10 protein-coding genes are annotated in these 13,653 nt (G+C 64.2%); 5 read left to right on the forward strand and 5 right to left on the reverse strand.

Features of this window, described 5'->3' with window-relative positions:
* Position 1 precedes the first annotated feature (1 nt).
* On the forward strand, positions 2 to 2,026 hold the full coding sequence (locus tag H6P80_RS08865; protein ID WP_235973847.1) for a putative bifunctional diguanylate cyclase/phosphodiesterase: 2,025 nt from the start codon (positions 2 to 4) through the stop codon (positions 2,024 to 2,026).
* On the opposite strand, the gene H6P80_RS08870 is transcribed toward H6P80_RS08865, so the two are convergent.
* The 3 genes from H6P80_RS08870 to H6P80_RS08880 form a co-directional block, all read right to left on the reverse strand.
* Positions 2,023 to 3,015 (reverse strand): aspartyl protease family protein, encoded by a 993-nt coding sequence (locus tag H6P80_RS08870; RefSeq protein WP_185801049.1) that lies wholly within the window; start codon positions 3,013 to 3,015, stop codon positions 2,023 to 2,025. The two genes, H6P80_RS08865 and H6P80_RS08870, sit on opposite strands and share 4 nt — an antisense overlap.
* 62 nt (positions 3,016 to 3,077) lie before the next feature.
* Entirely contained in the window at positions 3,078 to 6,536 is a 3,459-nt protein-coding gene (gene mfd, locus H6P80_RS08875; protein WP_185801050.1) for a transcription-repair coupling factor, read from the reverse strand.
* Between the two features lie 24 nt (positions 6,537 to 6,560).
* A complete protein-coding gene (locus H6P80_RS08880; protein ID WP_185802074.1) occupies positions 6,561 to 6,800 on the reverse strand; it encodes an FAD assembly factor SdhE in 240 nt (79 codons plus the stop codon).
* Positions 6,801 to 6,898: 98 nt separating this feature from the next.
* Here H6P80_RS08880 and recG point away from each other — a divergent pair, with 98 nt between their 5' ends.
* Positions 6,899 to 8,959: an ATP-dependent DNA helicase RecG gene (gene recG, locus H6P80_RS08885; protein ID WP_185801051.1), complete on the forward strand. Its 2,061-nt coding sequence runs from the start codon at positions 6,899 to 6,901 to the stop codon at positions 8,957 to 8,959.
* 21 nt (positions 8,960 to 8,980) lie between these two features.
* Here the strand turns inward: recG and H6P80_RS08890 are convergent, their stop codons facing one another.
* Together H6P80_RS08890 and tyrS are read right to left on the reverse strand one after the other, a co-directional pair.
* On the reverse strand, positions 8,981 to 9,319 hold the full coding sequence (locus H6P80_RS08890) for a PilZ domain-containing protein (RefSeq protein ID WP_185801052.1): 339 nt from the start codon (positions 9,317 to 9,319) through the stop codon (positions 8,981 to 8,983).
* 202 nt (positions 9,320 to 9,521) lie between these two features.
* Complete coding sequence (gene tyrS / locus H6P80_RS08895; protein WP_185801053.1) at positions 9,522 to 10,766, reverse strand: tyrosine--tRNA ligase; 1,245 nt, start codon at positions 10,764 to 10,766, stop codon at positions 9,522 to 9,524.
* A gap of 32 nt (positions 10,767 to 10,798) precedes the next feature.
* Between tyrS and H6P80_RS08900 the strand changes: the two genes are divergently transcribed.
* From H6P80_RS08900 to H6P80_RS08910, 3 genes are read left to right on the forward strand one after another with little or no spacing between them, the layout of a single operon-like run.
* Positions 10,799 to 11,344: a DOMON-like domain-containing protein gene (locus tag H6P80_RS08900; protein WP_185801054.1), complete on the forward strand. Its 546-nt coding sequence runs from the start codon at positions 10,799 to 10,801 to the stop codon at positions 11,342 to 11,344.
* Positions 11,341 to 12,552, forward strand: a complete 1,212-nt coding sequence (locus tag H6P80_RS08905) for an exo-beta-N-acetylmuramidase NamZ family protein (protein ID WP_185801055.1) — start codon at positions 11,341 to 11,343, stop codon at positions 12,550 to 12,552. The genes H6P80_RS08900 and H6P80_RS08905 overlap by 4 nt, the downstream gene beginning before the upstream one ends.
* Complete coding sequence (locus H6P80_RS08910; RefSeq protein ID WP_185801056.1) at positions 12,542 to 13,645, forward strand: sialate O-acetylesterase; 1,104 nt, start codon at positions 12,542 to 12,544, stop codon at positions 13,643 to 13,645. Before H6P80_RS08905 ends, H6P80_RS08910 begins: the two co-directional genes overlap by 11 nt.
* The last annotated feature ends 8 nt before the right edge of the window (positions 13,646 to 13,653 follow it).

Raw genomic sequence — 13,653 nt, forward strand, 5'->3', positions numbered from 1 at the left:
GTTGACCGCCAACCCGCTTTTCCTGCTGTCCTTCCGACAGCGCGACGAGCTGGCGTCGGCCGTGGAGCGCGCCGGCTGGACTCCGATCGCCGCACGGCGGATCGACAAGGCGGAGCGGCGGTTCATCTTTTCCGGCGCGAAAATCGCCGTCGTCGATGCGCGCGGCGCATTCGAGGACGGGATAACGGCGATCCGCACGCTCGCTGAATCGATAGAGGCTAATGCCGCCGCGCTCCTTGCCTTGATCTCCAAAAAGGACGTGACCCGGGTCGACGAGATACTGGCAGCCGGCGCAACTCATTATCTGGCCAGCCCCTTTGGCGAGCAGGAGCTCGGCCAGGCGCTACGCTTCGCGGATCGCTATACGGTCCGCCTCGGCGGGCGGTTCCAGAATGATGCGATCTCCGAACCTGACACGCCCGATTATGGCTGGCAGCTCGACCGCCTGTCGGAAGCGGTGGTCCTGACGCCCGCTCTCGCCGGCCAATTGTCTATCGGCCAGGACGCGCTTTCCGCGCGCTGGCAGGATTTCGTCGCGTTGCTGGGCGATGCGGCGCGGCCCGAAGCGGAACGCGCGCTGGAGCGTCTCGCAGCGAGCGGCGAACCGACGGCCTTTGCTCATGATTTTCCCGGGCGGGAGGGCGAACGGATGATCCATCATCTGAGTTCGGCCGGCGCCGATGGCGAGGTGACGGCCTGGGTCGAATTGCCGGACGAAGATGCCGATACACGCCCGGTCCGCAACCGGGACTTCTTAACCGGGCTCGGCGATGTTCATCGAGCCTATCACTGGATCGACGAGCAGCTGCGCACCGAAGATACGCCTGAACCGAAACTGGCATTGCTTCTCGTCTCGCTCCATCGGTTCGACATGGTCAACGCGGCCTATGGCACCGCGGCCGGCGATGCGGCGCTGCAGGGGATGGCGCGTCGTATCGAACGGCTCGTTTTCGCGATGCGCGAACGCAAGAAGATGGCGGCGCGGCTTGCCGGGGCCGAGTTTGCCATCGGCCTGGCGCCCGGCGTCTCGCTCGACGAGGCGGAGTTTTTTGCGCAGCAATTGGCGGCGGTGATCGAGCAGCCTTTTGTTTCAAACGGCGAGGTTATCCAGCTCAAGATGCGCTGCGGGATTGTCACCGGCGGCGCGGACGACGGCGATGCCGCCGCCGTAATGCGGCGCGCGAGCGCGGCGCTCGCCGAGGCGCGCGAACTCGATGGCCAGGCAATCCGCGTTTTCGGCGACGCCGAGGAAGGCGAGGCGACCCGGGCTTCGCGGCTCGAGATCGATCTTCGCCTCGCGCTTAATCGCGACGAGATCGATATCGTCTTCCAGCCTCAGGTTTCGGTGACGACGGGAACGATCGTCGGCGTCGAGGCGCTGGCGCGCTGGCGGCACCCTCTATTCGGCGAGTTGGGCGCGGAGGTGCTGTTCGCCGCGGCGGAGCGCTCCGACTATCTGACCGAGCTTTCGGCCCATGTGCAGCGCAAGGCGCTCACCATGGCGACATCGTGGGGCGGCGCGCTTACCGGGCTTCGGTTGTCGGTCAACGTGACCGCCGCCGACATGGCCGCTTCCGATTTCGTCGAGCGCTTCGTGGCGATGGTCGGCGAGACGGGGTTCGACGGCGCCCGGCTGACGCTGGAGGTAACGGAAAGCGGATTGATCGCCGATCTCGGCAGTGCGGCCGAACGCCTGGCGGACCTGCGCGCCCAAGGCTTCCGCGTCGCCATCGACGATTTCGGCACCGGCTATTCGAGCCTCGCCTATCTCAAATTCCTTCCGCTCGACTATCTCAAACTCGATCGCCGGCTGAGCCAGGATATTGCCGGCAGCAAGCGCGACCGGGTCGTTGTCAGCGGCGTGATCGATATGGCGCGTTCGCTCGGCCTTTCGGTCATTGCCGAAGGCGTCGAGACGGAGGAGCAGCTGGCGCGTCTCGCCGAACAGGGATGCGAGCTATATCAGGGTTTTCTCTGCTCGCCGCCGGTTGCCTTCGAAGATCTGGCCGGTTTGGTGGACGCTTAGGGGATATCGCGATCCGGCGCGGGCGTTTCCGCAAGCCGGTTTGCGGGTAAAGCGCGATCCTGCCGGCGCGACATGTCCGCATTGGGCATCTGCATCCTTATCCGCCGGTTGGCGAAATCGATCGAAACACGGTCGAACAGGCGCAGGACATCCATCCCCAGCAGCATCGCCGGTCTGTTCACGAGATCGAGCTGGCGGAACAGCTCGGTCTCCGCAAAGGCCACGGGTAGCGCATTGAAGACGATGCCGCCAATCTCCAGCCGTTCCGCAATCGTGTAGTTGATCTGCATCGTCGCCCCGGTGACTGCTGTCAGCTCAAAGCTCTGGTCGGGATCCATTCGGCGGCGCCGTATAAGGCGTCGGCGCAGCGCGTCATTGCCAATCGATATCGAGGAACCGGTATCGACGATGGCATAGACGCGCGTCCCATCCAGCTCGGCGTCGGCCAGCACCAACCGGCCAAAACGGTTGCGCGCGCGCACGACGATGGTCGTGTTGCGTGGCCAATTCTCTTGCTCGGGCTCGGCGCGGCTGAGGGTTATTTGCCGGCGCGCAAAATCGAGGATGATCTGTTGATCCTCCAGCGCGTCGATCCCGAGCACCCCTTCGGCGCCGAGATCCGCGCGGGCGAGCGCCGGGGCTTGGATCACGTCCACCGTCCGGCGACCGAGATCGAGGCGCGGAATGATCACGGTCGGAACCCGCCGCACGTCAATGATCGAGGTCAGCATGATATCATGGCTCGGATCGAGCCCGAGCGTCTCGGCAAGCTCGCGCGCGATCACCGTCCGTTCGGAACCAGTATCGACGATGAAGGGAAATGGCCCCCGGCCGCCGATGATCACGGGCACCGTCATCCGCCGGTCCGCCGCATGGTCGTAATCGATGGTCTCGGATTGCGGCTCGGCGGGAACGGGCGGAACGGTTGCCGACGCCGACGCCACCGTCGCCAAGACGGCGCAAGGAAGGCCGATCCAGGCCAGCCTCATGGCATGCTCTCCTTTTGGCCTGAATTCTACACGAACGGGCGGCGAACGCGAAACGTGCCATATCAGCCTGCGGCCTTGGCGAGCCCCTTGGAAAGCTGGAGTGCGCCGTTGAGCCGCGCCTGCGGGTCGCCCCAGTTGCGGCTGATGACGAGCCGATGGTCGGGCCGCAGCCGGGCAATGCCTTCGAGTTTCCCGACATAAGCGATCAGGCCTTCCGGATTCGGGAAACTGTCGTTGAAGAAGCTGACGAGCGCGCCGCGCGGGCCGACATCGATCTTCGCGACATGGGCCTTTTTGGCGTTGAGCTTGGTCTCGATCAGCTTCAGCAGATTGTCCGTAGGCGCCGGGATTTCGCCGAACCGGTCGATCAGTTCCGCGGCGAACGCCTCCACTTCCTGCCGGTCTTCCAGCGCGTTCATCCTGCGATAAAGGCCCATGCGCAGATCGAGATCGGGAACATATTTCTCCGGGATCAGGATCGGCGCGTCGACCGTAATCGTCGGCGAGAAATCGCGCGTATCGGCTTCGAGCCCGACATCGCCGGCCTTGGCCGCGACGATCGCGTCTTCGAGCATGGACTGGTAGAGTTCGAAGCCCACTTCGCGGATATGTCCCGATTGTTCGTCGCCAAGCAGGTTGCCCGCGCCGCGAATATCGAGATCGTGGCTGGCGAGCTGAAAGCCGGCACCGAGGTTTTCGAGATTCTGAAGGACCGTGAGCCGCTTTTCGGCGGTTTCGGTGACGATCCGGTCGCGCGGCGTTGTGAGATAGGCATAAGCGCGCGTTTTCGAGCGCCCGACCCGGCCGCGCAACTGGTAAAGCTGGGCAAGGCCGAACATGTCCGCGCGGTGGACGATCAGCGTGTTGGCCGTGGGTATGTCGAGCCCGCTCTCGATGATCGTGGTGGAAAGCAGGACGTCGTACTTCTTGTCGTAAAAGGCGCTCATTCGCTCCTCGACGACGGTGGGAGTCATCTGGCCGTGCGCGGTGACGAAGGTGATTTCGGGAATCTCCTTGCGCAGGAATTCCTCGAGCTCCGGCAGGTCGGCGATCCGCGGGGCGACGAAAAAGCTTTGCCCGCCGCGATAATGTTCGCGCAGCAACGCCTCGCGCAGCACCACCGGGTCCCAGGGCATGACATAGGTGCGCACCGCCAGCCGGTCGATCGGCGGCGTCTGGATCACAGAAAGTTCGCGCAAGCCGGACATCGCCATCTGCAGGGTGCGCGGGATCGGGGTGGCGGTGAGCGTCAGGACATGGACGTCGGCCTTCAACGCCTTTAGCCGTTCCTTGTGGGTGACGCCGAAATGCTGCTCCTCGTCGACGACGACGAGGCCGAGCCGTTTGAATTCCACCGATTTGGCGAGCAGGGCATGGGTGCCGACGACGATATCGATCGAGCCGTCGGCAAGGCCTTCGCGCGTCTTTTTCGCTTCCGCGGCGGGCACGAGGCGCGAAAGGCGGCCGATATTGATCGGCAGGCCCGCGAATCGCTCGACGAAATTCTTGTAATGCTGGCGGGTCAGCAAGGTCGTCGGGCAGACGAGTGCGACCTGCAGGCCGGCCATCGCGGCGACATAGGCGGCCCGCAACGCGACCTCGGTCTTGCCGAAGCCGACATCGCCGCAGACCAGCCGGTCCATCGGCGTGCCCTTGCCCAGATCGTCGATCACCTGCTCGATCGCGCGTTCCTGGTCCTCGGTTTCGGCGTAGGGAAAGCGGTCGACGAAGGCGGCGAAGCTGGAATCGGGCTCGGCAACGTCCGCAGATCGCAAGGCGCGTTTAGCCGCCGTGGCGATCAGTTCGCCGGCAATGGCGCGGATCCGCTCCTTCATCCGCGCCTTGCGCCGCTGCCAGCCTTCGCCGCCAAGCTTGTCGAGCGTTACGCCTTCGTTTTCGCTGCCATAGCGCGAGAGTATGTCGAGATTTTCGACCGGAACGTAGAGCTTGTCGCCGCCCGCATATTCGAGAGCGACGCAATCGTGCGGCGCGTTGCCGACCGGGATCGAGGTCAGCCCTTCATAACGGCCGATGCCATGTTCGGCATGGACGACGAGATCGCCCGGGGTCAAGGTCGCCAGTTCGTTCAGGAAAGCGTCGGCATCCTTCTTGCGGCGGCTGCGGCGGCGCAGCCGGTCGCCGAGCATGTCCTGTTCGGTGAGCAAAGCGACATCGGGCGCGGTGAAGCCGTGATCGAGCGGCAGGACGGCGAGCGCCGTGCCCGCACCTTGTGCGGCCTGCCAATTGTCCGCCGGGACGGCGTCCGTGAGCCCGTGCTCATCGAGCAGGCCCGAAAGCCGTTCGCGTGCGCCATGGCTGTAGCTCGCCAGGACGACCTTCTTTCCGGCTTCGCGCAACGCCTTCACATGGGTGACCACGGCGTCGTAGATATTGGCGTTCGCCTGACGCTCCGGCGCGAAATCGCGCGCTGCGGCGACGTCGAAATCGATGACGGTTTCGCTCGGGGGCTCATGGAATGGGCTCGACAGGTGGATCGGGGTTTCGGCGATCCGCGCCTTCCAGTCTTCGGCGTCGAAATAGAGCGTATCGGGGGCGAGCGGGCGATAGGCACCCGGATCGACGGAGAGCGTCGCTTGGCGGTTTTTGTAATAGTCGGCAATCGCCTCGAACCGCGCCTCGGCCGCACCGGGCACGCCGGCATCGCGGACGATGACGGCGTCCGCGCCAATATGATCGAACAGGCTGGCGAGCTTTTCCTCGAACAGCGGCAGCCAATGCTCCATGCCCGCGAGCCGGCGCCCTTCGCTGATCGCCTGGTAGAGCGGATCGCCGGTTGCGGTCGCGCCGAACCGTTCGCGATAGCCGCCCCGGAAACGGGCGATGCTGTCTTCGTCGAGCAACGCTTCGGACGCCGGCAACAGCGTAAACTGTTCGGCGCGGCCGGTGGTGCGCTGGTCGGCGGGATCGAAGCGGCGGATGGTGTCGATCTCGTCGCCGAAGAAATCGAGGCGTAGGCCTTCCGTTTCGCCCGAAGCCCAGAGATCGACGATGCCGCCGCGCACGGCGAACTCCCCGGCATCGGCGACGGTCTCCACCCGGATATAGCCATTGCCCTGTAACAGGCGGGTCAGCGCCTCGATTTCGATTCGTTCGCCCGGCGCGAGTTTCGCGACCAGCTGGCGGATGCGGAAGGGCGTCAGCGTGCGCTGGCTGATGGCGTTGATTGTGGTGACGATCAGGCGCGGCTTTTCCGCCTTCGCCTGCAGGACATGGAGCGCGGAAAGCCGTTCGGCCGAGATCCGCAGACTGGGGCTCGCCCGGTCATAGGGCAGGCAATCCCAGGCGGGGAAAGCGACCAGTTCAATCTCCGGCGCAAAATAGCGTGCGGCCTCGGCAACGCCCATCATCGTTGTGTCGTCGGGTGCGACATAGACGGCGGCGCGATCCTTGAACGCGGCGGCGCGCGCAAGGTCCACCATCAGCGCGGGAAGGAAGCCCGGCGGCGTGCCGGCAAGGGTCAGCGGCGCGCCGGCATCGAGAATGCGCTGGATATCGGTCATGTCGTCAAAATCACTATTCGCGTTTCATCGGGCTATGGGCACATAATCGAGCTGCTGCATCCGCTTCATCATCGGTCCGTCGATAGGCTCCGGCGGGGCCTCCGTGCCCGTCGCCCAGGCCATAATCAGCACATCGTCGATATCGAGCAGCGCCTCGAACCAGTCCGCCTCTTCCTCGCTCCAGCCCGCCGAAAATTTGTCGAAAAAGCCGCCGATCAACAGGTCCGCCTCCTTGGTCCCGCGATGCCAGGCGCGAAACTTCATGCGTTTGAGGCGGTCGGGCAAAGTCACGGTTTCTCCAATGGCAAAAGGCCGGCAGGCTCTGGCAAGGCCTGTCGGCTACGGTATAGGGGTATCTAGAGATGCGCCCCGAGATACTCAATCCGCTCTTTGCCGAGGTCGAAGCCCTGAAGGGGGTGGGGAAGGGCCTAGCCAAGCCGTTGGGGCGGCTAAGGCTCGAAATGATCGTCGATCTGCTCTTCCACCTTCCGAGCGGGTGGATCGACCGCAAGCGCGTCGAGAGGCTCGACATGGCCGATGCGGGGGGCGTGGTGACGGCGGTGGTCACGCCGATCGACTATCGCCAAGCGGGGCCGCGCAGTCCCATGAAGGTGCAGGCGCAGGACGGGGAGGGCAATGTGCTGAGTCTCGTCTATTTCAACAATCCGGGCTGGGCGAAAAAGCTGCTGCCGCTCGGCGAAGCGCGCGCGATATCCGGGCGGATGGAGCTGTACGGACAGGAGCTCCAGATCGTGCATCCGGACATCGTCGTGCCGCCCGAAGAAATCGGTGAAATTCCCGAGCGCGAGCCCGTCTATCCGCTGTCGGAAGGCCTCACCAACAAGCGGCTGAACCAGCTGGCCGAACAGGCGCTCGAACGCGCACCGCAACTGCCGGAATGGGTGGAGCCGGGACTGAAGGCGCGCGAGGACTGGCCAGACTGGCGCGATGCCATCGGACGAATTCATGCGAACCCGGCGGACGACAAGGCACGGACGCGGCTCGCCTATGACGAGATTTTCGCCAACCAGCTCGCCCTATCGCTGGTCCGCGAATCTTCGCGCAGCCGCAAGGGCAGGGCGCTCAAGGCCGATGGACGGCTGCGCGACATGCTCAAACTGCCCTATGAGCCGACCGGCGCGCAAAAGCGCACGATCGGCGAGATCGAAGGAGACGTTAGGCAGGATGTGCCGATGCTGCGTCTACTGCAGGGCGATGTCGGTTCGGGCAAGACGCTGGTGGCGGTAGAGGCGCTGCTGATGGCCGTGGAAGCGGGGATGCAGGGGGCGTTCCTCGCGCCGACCGAGATACTCGCGCGCCAGCATTATGACACCGTCTCGCAGATGCTTTCCGGACTGCCCGTCACGGTTGCGATCCTCACCGGGCGCGACAAGGGCAAAATTAGGGAATCCACCTTGATGGGCCTTGCCGACGGGTCGATCGATATACTGATCGGCACCCACGCCATTTTCCAGGAGGCCGTGGCCTACAAGAACCTCGCGCTCGCCGTCGTCGACGAGCAGCACCGGTTCGGAGTCGCCCAGCGCATGGCGCTGGCGCAAAAGGCCGAGCGGCCACCGCATCTGCTGGTCATGACGGCGACACCGATCCCGCGCACGCTGACCCTGACCCATTATGGTGAGATGGACGTTTCGCAGCTCGACGAGATGCCGCCCGGCCGCCAGCCTATCGAGACCCGCGTGCTATCGGCGTCGCGGCTCGAGGAGGTCGTCGAAGGACTGGGACGGCATCTTGCGCGCAACGGCCAGGCCTATTGGGTTTGCCCGCTGGTCGAGGAAAGCGAGGTGATGGACCAGGCGGCCGCGGAGGACCGTGCCAAAACCTTGCAAGCGCGGTTCGGCGCGGATCGCGTCGGCCTCGTCCATGGCCGAATGAAGGGGCCGGAAAAGGACGCGGTGATGGAGAGGCTCCAGCGCGGCGAAATCGCGGTGCTGGTCGCGACGACGGTGATCGAGGTCGGCGTCGATGTACCCAACGCGACCCTAATGATCGTCGAAGGCGCGGACCGGTTCGGTCTCGCCCAACTCCACCAGCTCAGGGGGCGGGTCGGGCGCGGCGACCAGCAATCGGTGTGCCTGCTATTGCGCGCCGATGCGCTGTCGGAAACGGCGCGATCCCGCCTGGCCCTGCTGCGCGAGACCAATGACGGCTTCCGGATCGCCGAGGAGGATCTGCGGCTGCGCGGCGCGGGCGAACTGCTCGGCACGCGGCAATCGGGCGATGTCGGCTTCCGGCTTGCCACGCCCGAACAGGTCGCGGCGCTTGCACCGATGGCGAACGACGATGCGCGGTTGCTGCTGGAAAATGAGGGAGGGCTCGCCTCCAAACGCGGCGAAGCGGCCCGCATCGCGCTTTATCTCTTCAAGCGCGATATGGCGGTGCCGCTTTTGCGGTCCGGCTGAATTCGGGGCTTGGCCCCCGGCCTAGTCGTTCTGCGCCTTGTTCGGCGTGGAATCGAGCAGGGCGCGATAGCCGCGCGCATCGAACGGACGAATGAACTCCGCGCCGATCCGGTCCGAAAGCGACCAGACGATGCGGGCGTTGACTTCGCCGATCAGCGGCAGGTTGAGACGCACCAGCGTGCCCTCGCGATAGGCCTTGGGCGATATCGCCATAAAACCGAATGGCGAGAGGTTGCCGACGAGAATCTCGTGGCCTTCCTCGCTCGGTTCGTGAAGCGAAGCACGGATCGACACAGCGTCACGCGCGGCGCGGCGCTTCTCAACGTCGAAAATCTGCTGAGCGATAGGTTGCGCGCTCATTTCCGTTTCTCCCAATGTGCTCAAAAGCAGGACATAACTGGCACAGAGTGATTAAACGTGCGCCAACGGGCATGCCTAACATCGCGTTAACCACCGGTTGGTGCGGCGAAATCGGCAGATTTCGGGATGAAAGGGGCGTCGCGCGCCATGGCGGCGTGGTCAAGGGCCGGTTAACGCCCGCACATGGAAGAGAAAGCGTCGCTCAGGCGCGGACGAGCACGCCGTGTTTCTTCTTCCCGGCGGAGATACGTACCGGTTCGTCGCCGATGGTAACGCTCGCGCCTTCATCCTCGACCTTTTCTCCGTCGATTCGCGCGCCGCCACCCCGGACCAGCCGTCTGGCTTCGCCCTTGGAGGCGACCAGGCCGAGATCGACCATCGCATCGAGCAAGGCGATTTCGCCGGCTTCGACCGAAAGCGAGGGCAGGTCTTCCCCGACCGCACCCTGCTCGAACGTCTTCTGGGCAGTTTCAGAGGCATCGCGGGCCGCCTGTTCGCCGCGCGCCATCGCCGTTGCGGCGTTGGCGAGGACCTTTTTGGCCTCGTTGAGTTCCGCGCCTTCAAGCGCTTCGAGGCGGGCGATCTCGTCGAGCGGAATATCGGTGAAGAGGCGCAGGAACCTGCCGACGTCGCGGTCATCGGTGTTCCGCCAGAACTGCCAATAATCGTAGTGGCCGAGCTGGTCCTCATGGAGCCAGATCGCGCCGGTGACCGACTTGCCCATCTTGGTGCCGTCGGCCTTCGTGATGAGCGGGGTCGTCACGCCGTAAAGCTCGGCGCCGTCGATCCGGCGGGCAAGCTCGATGCCGTTGACGATATTGCCCCACTGGTCCGAACCGCCCATCTGGAGACGGCAGGTGTGCCGGCGCGACAGCTCGAGAAAGTCGTAGGCCTGGAGGATCATATAGTTGAATTCGAGGAAGGTCAGCGGCTGTTCGCGATCGAGGCGCAGCTTGACGGAGTCAAAGGTCAGCATCCGGTTGATGGTGAAATGCCGACCCACCTCGCGCAGAAAGGGAATATATTCGAGCGTGTCGAGCCAGTCGGCATTGTTGACCATGATCGCGTCGGTCGGCCCGCCTTCCTCGCCCTCGGGTGCGAGCGTCAGGAGCCGGTCGAAGATACGGCGGATCGCGGCGATGTTGCTGGCGATACCGTCCTCGTCGAGCAGCTTGCGCACTTCGTCCTTGCCGGAAGGGTCACCGACCTTGGTCGTGCCTCCGCCCATCACGACGATCGGCTTGTGACCCGATTGCTGGAGGCGGCGCAGCAGCATGATCGACACGAGATTGCCGACATGGAGCGAGGGCGCGGTTGCGTCGAAACCGATATAGCCCGGCACGATCTGGGTGCCGGCGAGCGCGTCCAGGCCCGCCGCATCGGTGATCTGGTGGACATAGCCGCGCGCATCGAGCAGGCGTAGAAGATCGGACGAATATTCTGTCATGGCGCGCGGGCGCTTAGCATGGAGATTGGTGCTTGGGTAGCGTTCGCCGGGCTTTGGTGCTGCATCCCGATTGCCGCTGCGATGCGGTCGAGACGATAGAGGTTCAGATCGCGCGACCGGGTGCGGGCGAGTTGGCGCTGCGTTTCGTCGTTAAGGGCGATATCGCTTCTATCGCGGTGCCGGCTGCGGCCGATCCGGGCTTTGCCGACGGGCTCTGGAAACATAGTTGCTTCGAGGCCTTTGCGGGCAGCAGCGAGGCTACGGCCTATCATGAGTTCAACTTTTCGCCTTCGAGCCAATGGGCCGCCTATCGGTTCGACGATTATCGCAGCGGCATGGCGGCGATCCCCCCACTGGTGCCGCCTGAGATCGATGTCGATGCCTCGGCGTGCGACCTTCAGTTGGCGGTCGCTCTCGCCGGTCTAACCGAGGCGCACGACCTGTTCGGTCTTTCCGCGGTGATAGAGCAGGTGGACGGTACGCATTCCTATTGGGCGCTCGCGCATCCGCTCGGTAAGCCCGATTTCCACCACAAGGATTGCTTTGCGCTCGAACTCCCGGCAGCAAGCGCGTCATGAAATTCGGTATCGATCGCCTGATAGAAGACGCTGCATCGCGCGCCCCGCTCGAGGGGCAGCGTGTCGCGCTGCTCGCTCATCCTGCTTCCGTAACGGCTGACCTGACCCATTCGCTCGACGCGCTGATCGCCGCCGGCGTCAACGTCACCGCGGCCTTCGGCCCGCAGCACGGGATCAAGGGCGACAAGCAGGATAACATGGTCGAGACGGCCGACGAGAGTGATCCGGTCCACGGCATCCCGGTCTTCAGCCTCTATGGCGAAGTCCGTCGCCCCACCGCTGCGTCGATGGAAACCTTCGATACGATCCTGATCGACCTGCAGGATCTGGGCTGCCGGATCTACACCTTCATCACCACCTTGCGGTACATTCTCGAAGCGGCAGCCGAGCACGGCAAGGCCGTCTGGGTGCTCGACCGTCCCAATCCCGCCGGACGGCCCATCGAGGGGCTGACCCTGCGCGAAGGCTGGGAGAGCTTTGTCGGTGCCGGGCCGATGCCGATGCGGCACGGGCTCACCATGGGCGAACTCGGCCATTGGTTCATCGAAACGCTGGGCCTCGATGTCGAGTATCGCGTGATCGCCATGGAAGGTTGGGCGCCCGACGAAGCGCCGGGCCATGGCTGGCCGCTCGGCGAGCGCATCTGGGTCAATCCCAGCCCCAACGCCGCCAATCTCTGGATGGCGCGCGCCTATGCCGGAACGGTCATGCTGGAAGGCACAACGCTGAGCGAGGGCAGGGGAACGACCCGCCCGCTGGAGCTGTTCGGGGCACCCGATATCGAGGCGGGCAGGGTGTTGGCAGAGATGGAACGGCTTGCGCCCAATTGGCTGGCAGGCTGCCTGCTCCGCGAAATCTGGTTCGAACCGACCTTTCACAAACATGTCGGCCAGCTGTGCAGCGGTATCCAGATTCACCCCGAAGGGCCGGCTTATGATCACGGCGCGTTCAAGCCCTGGCGGCTGCAAGCTCTGGCGTTCAAGGCGATCCGGCGGCTCTGTCCGGATTACGAGCTATGGCGCGGCAAGGATTTCAAATATGAATATACTGACGACGTTTTCGCCATCGACGTCATCAACGGCAGCCCGCTGCTGCGGGAATGGGTTGACGATAGCGGCGCCGAACCAGGTGATTTGGTGGCGATGACCCGAAGCGACGAAGAGGCTTGGCGCGATCGCCGCGGCGCTTCGCTGATCTATGAAGGCTGACCGCACAAGCCGCGGAATACCTGGAAGATTCCGTCACCTCGTGCACAGCCTCGTGCCTTTTCTCGAAAGGAAGCCACCGCGCGGCGGCGCGAATTTTCTCCTGGCCGGGCAATCCAACATCGCCGAATGGGTGACGGCCGATGGCGGGGCCGCTCTCGAAAGTTTCCGGCGCAAATTTCTCGCGCTTAGTCCTGCGTCAAGCTCGGTGCAGTTTTTCAGCGTTGCGCGGGGCGGCACTGCGCTTCTGCACGATTTCGCGAGGGCCAACGCAGAGAGTGACCCCGGCGACGATGCGATCAAGGCGCGAATCCGGCAAAACTACTGGTGTGAAGGGGAGAGCAAGAGTTTCGGTCCGGCCTTTGCGTTGGCGCAACGCAAAATCGGTGCGTGGCGAGCGCAATCGACCCGTTTCGATGAAATCATCTGGGCGCAAGGCGAGTCCGACGCGATAAATCTGCGGGAAGCAGATTTTGATCGCTACTGTGCGGCGCTGTCAGACGTTCTGCTGGCTCTCCGCGAAAAGGCGAATTGCGAGCGTGTGCTGGTGCAGGAACTCGGCCATTGGACCTGCACCGGTACGCGGGGCAAATGCGGGATTGAACGGGTTCGGCGCGCGCAGCGTGAAGTGGCGGCGGCCTGTCCGGCAATCGAGATTGCCAGCGCCAGCTTCGATTTGCCGACTCGCGACGGAATTCACCTTACAACGGAAGGCTATTGCATCGCTGCAGACCGCATGGCGGTTGCGATCGCGACCGGCGAACGCTCGCCCTTGCCTGTGTCCGGCTCGAGCGATGCTCAGGGCAGAATCGAAATCGGATTGGATATGGTGCCGGGCCAGCGGCTGGATGCGAACGATCGAACGACGGGCTGGCGGCTTGTTGACGAGATCGGGGAGATTGCCATCGCGGAACTGTCCACGCACGCAGAGGGGCGCATCGTGCTCTCTGCCGAACGCCCCTTCGAAAAGGCGCTGCTGAGCTATGCAGGCGCAGCCTGTGTCGAGAACATGGTTGACGGGGATTTTCTGACGGTTACCGGCGCCAATCTCACTTTGCCGGTGCGACCTTTCTCCTTTGCGACCGGGGGCGGCTGAGAGCCGCA

Origin of the sequence: Parasphingopyxis marina (genome assembly GCF_014237875.1) — a bacterium.
GTDB classification, from domain to species: Bacteria; Pseudomonadota; Alphaproteobacteria; order Sphingomonadales; family Sphingomonadaceae; genus Parasphingopyxis; species Parasphingopyxis marina.

Excerpts from the sequence above, each read along its gene's own strand:
- H6P80_RS08905 (WP_185801055.1), top strand. The coding sequence starts at position 11,341 with ATGAAATTCGGTATCGATCGCCTGATAGAAGACGCTGCATCGCGCGCC.
- H6P80_RS08880 (WP_185802074.1), bottom strand. The coding sequence starts at position 6,800 with ATGAAGTTTCGCGCCTGGCATCGCGGGACCAAGGAGGCGGACCTGTTG.
- H6P80_RS08890 (WP_185801052.1), bottom strand. The coding sequence starts at position 9,319 with ATGAGCGCGCAACCTATCGCTCAGCAGATTTTCGACGTTGAGAAGCGC.
- mfd (WP_185801050.1), bottom strand. The coding sequence starts at position 6,536 with ATGACCGATATCCAGCGCATTCTCGATGCCGGCGCGCCGCTGACCCTT.
- H6P80_RS08870 (WP_185801049.1), bottom strand. The coding sequence starts at position 3,015 with ATGAGGCTGGCCTGGATCGGCCTTCCTTGCGCCGTCTTGGCGACGGTG.
- tyrS (WP_185801053.1), bottom strand. The coding sequence starts at position 10,766 with ATGACAGAATATTCGTCCGATCTTCTACGCCTGCTCGATGCGCGCGGC.
- recG (WP_185801051.1), top strand. The coding sequence starts at position 6,899 with ATGCGCCCCGAGATACTCAATCCGCTCTTTGCCGAGGTCGAAGCCCTG.
- H6P80_RS08910 (WP_185801056.1), top strand. The coding sequence starts at position 12,542 with ATGAAGGCTGACCGCACAAGCCGCGGAATACCTGGAAGATTCCGTCAC.